Consider the following 697-nt stretch of genomic DNA (forward strand, 5'->3'; position numbering starts at 1 on the left):
CCCTAACCCTGATGAGGACTTCATTTACATCGACATCGCGAGTATTGACCGTGACCGAAAGGTAATCTCAGAGCCGCAGAGATTATCCGGAGCTGAGGCGCCCAGCCGTGCTCGCAAGGTAGTGAAAAAGGGCGATGTTATTGTCTCAATGACTCGCCCCAATCTGAATGCTGTCGCCTTGATTAATGAGCAACATAACGACTGCATTGCTTCGACTGGTTTCGATGTACTTCAACCATGCGGGGTTGAGCCCCGGTGGATTTTCGCGGCAGTCAGATCGGCAAAGTTCGTTAATACGATGTGCGATAAGGTGCAAGGTGCTCTCTACCCTGCTGTCAAATCGGCAGATATTCGGGCATATGAAATTCCGCTGCCGCCGCTCGCCGAACAAACCCGAATCGCCCAAAAACTCGATGAACTGCTGGCCCAGGTCGACACCCTCAAAGCCCGCATCGACGCCATCCCCGCCCTGCTCAAACGCTTCCGCCAATCCGTCCTCGCTGCAGCGGTTTCCGGGAGGCTGACGGAGGAGTGGCGCACACAGCATGTAGGTTGGGTTGATGAAGGACGCGCAACAACGGCGCCAGCCAGTAGCTCGCTTCCAGTTGGCTGGTCGTCAAAAACCGCAGGTGATATCTGCGGATTCATCACCAAAGGAACAACTCCCTCAAAAGAAAAGATGACCGCGGGACTGCGG

At 54.9% G+C, this 697-nt stretch carries 1 protein-coding gene; it reads left to right on the top strand.

Annotated features, from left to right (window positions below; genetic code table 11):
* On the top strand, positions 1 to 697 hold a 697-nt coding region (locus PA6_RS23270; RefSeq protein ID WP_255209956.1), incomplete at both ends, for a restriction endonuclease subunit S.

Source organism: Aquipseudomonas alcaligenes NBRC 14159 (assembly GCF_000467105.1).
Classification (GTDB): domain Bacteria; phylum Pseudomonadota; class Gammaproteobacteria; order Pseudomonadales; family Pseudomonadaceae; genus Aquipseudomonas; species Aquipseudomonas alcaligenes.